Genomic DNA, 1772 nt, shown 5'->3' with positions numbered 1-1772 from the left:
CCTGCGGGGGACGGAAACCCCCGCACGGCCCTCCCCGGTTCGACACGTAGGCCATTTCCCCTTTTGGTGGGAGATGTCGGCGTTGTCGGATCTGCGGAGGGATCGTGCGGCCGGAAGGCTATGACTACGAGAAGTTCAGCCGCCTCGCGGGGCCGCTGACGGATCCCGATCCGTCCCGGCCCTACCGGGTGCGCTACACGCGCCTGCTCTCCCGTGAGCCCCACCGCGTCCGGGCGGTCCTGCTCATGGCGCTCGCGCCGCTGCTGTCCTGCGCCCTGCTGCTCTACCTGGTCTGGCCCTCGCACTGGACCGAGCGCACCGGCGCCCCGCCGTGGCTGCTCACCGCGGACGCGGTGATGCTCATATCGATCGGCCTGATCGAGTCGTTCCGGCTGGTCAACGTCGTCTCGATCGCGCACGCCACGATGGTCGCCCGCGACCCGGTCCCGGTCACCGCCGAGCCCGGCACCCGGGTCGCGTTCCTCACCACGTACGTGCCCGGCAAGGAACCCATCGCCATGGTGCGCGCCACGCTCACCGGCGCCGTCGCCCTGCGGCACGACGGGCCGCTGGACGTCTGGCTGCTGGACGAGGGCGACGACCCCGAGGCCCGGGCGCTCTGCGCCGAGCTGGGCGTACGGCACTTCAGCCGCAAGGGCGTGCCGCAGTGGAACCAGGAGGAGGGCCCCCACCGCGCGAAGACCAAGCACGGCAACTACAACGCCTGGCTGGCCGCGTACGGCGACGGCTACGACTTCTTCGCCTCGGTCGACACCGACCACGTGCCGCTGCCCAATTACCTGGAGCGGATGCTCGGCTACTTCCGCGACCCGGACGTCGCCTTCGTCGTCGGCCCGCAGGTGTACGGGAACTACGACACCGCCGTCACGAAGTTCGCGGAGAGCCAGCAGTACCTCTTCCACGCGCTGATCCAGCGCGCCGGCAACGCCTCCGGCTCGCCGATGTTCGTCGGCACGAACAACGCCGTACGCATCACCGCGCTCAAGCAGATCGGCGGCCTCTACGACTCCATCACCGAGGACATGGCCACCGGCTTCGAGCTGCACCGCACCCGCAACCCGGCCACCGGCCGGCACTGGTCGTCGGTCTACACCCCGGACGTGCTGGCCGTCGGCGAGGGGCCCAGCTCCTGGACCGACTTCTTCACCCAGCAGCTGCGCTGGTCGCGCGGCACGTACGAGACGCTCATCGGCCAGTACGCGCGCGGCCGGAAGCGCTTCCCCGTCCGGCGGCTCCTCAACTACTCGCTCATGCTCGTCTATTACCCGATGACCGCGGTCAACTGGTTCCTCGGCGCGCTGAGCTGCACGCTCTTCCTCTGGCTCGGCTCCTCGGGCACCCAGGTGCCGGCCTCGATCTGGCTGATGCTCTACAGCGACGCGGCGGCCCTGCAGATCGGCCTGTACCTGTGGAACCGGCGGCACAACGTCTCGCCGCACGAGCCCGAGGGCTCCGGCGGCCTCGCCGGGATGCTGATGTCGGCGATGTCGGCGCCGATCTACTTCACGTCGTTCAAGGCGGCGGTGCTGCGGCGGCCGTGCCGGTTCGTGGTGACGCCCAAGGGCGGCGACGCGAGCCCGGACCGGCTGGCGACGTTCCGCATCCACCTGTTCTGGGCGGGGCTCCTCGCGGTGTCGTTCCTGGCGTCGGTGGTCCTGGGCCACACGCACGTCGCGATGCGCACCTGGACGGTGCTCGGGGTGTGCCTCGCGCTCGCGCCGGCGGCGATCTGGGTGTGGTCCGCCTGGCAG

At 70.5% G+C, this 1772-nt stretch carries 1 protein-coding gene; it reads left to right on the top strand.

The genetic code is table 11. From position 1 onward, the window contains the following. Positions 1-104: 104 nt before the first annotated feature. Positions 105-1772, top strand: a 1668-nt coding sequence (locus H5J30_RS31005; RefSeq protein WP_181790829.1) for a glycosyltransferase family 2 protein, incomplete at its 3' end; no start/stop codon positions are given.

Source organism: Streptomyces phytophilus (assembly GCF_013870535.1).
GTDB classification, from domain to species: domain Bacteria; phylum Actinomycetota; class Actinomycetes; order Streptomycetales; family Streptomycetaceae; genus Streptomyces; species Streptomyces phytophilus.
This window is presented reverse-complemented; position numbering and strand designations above follow the sequence as displayed.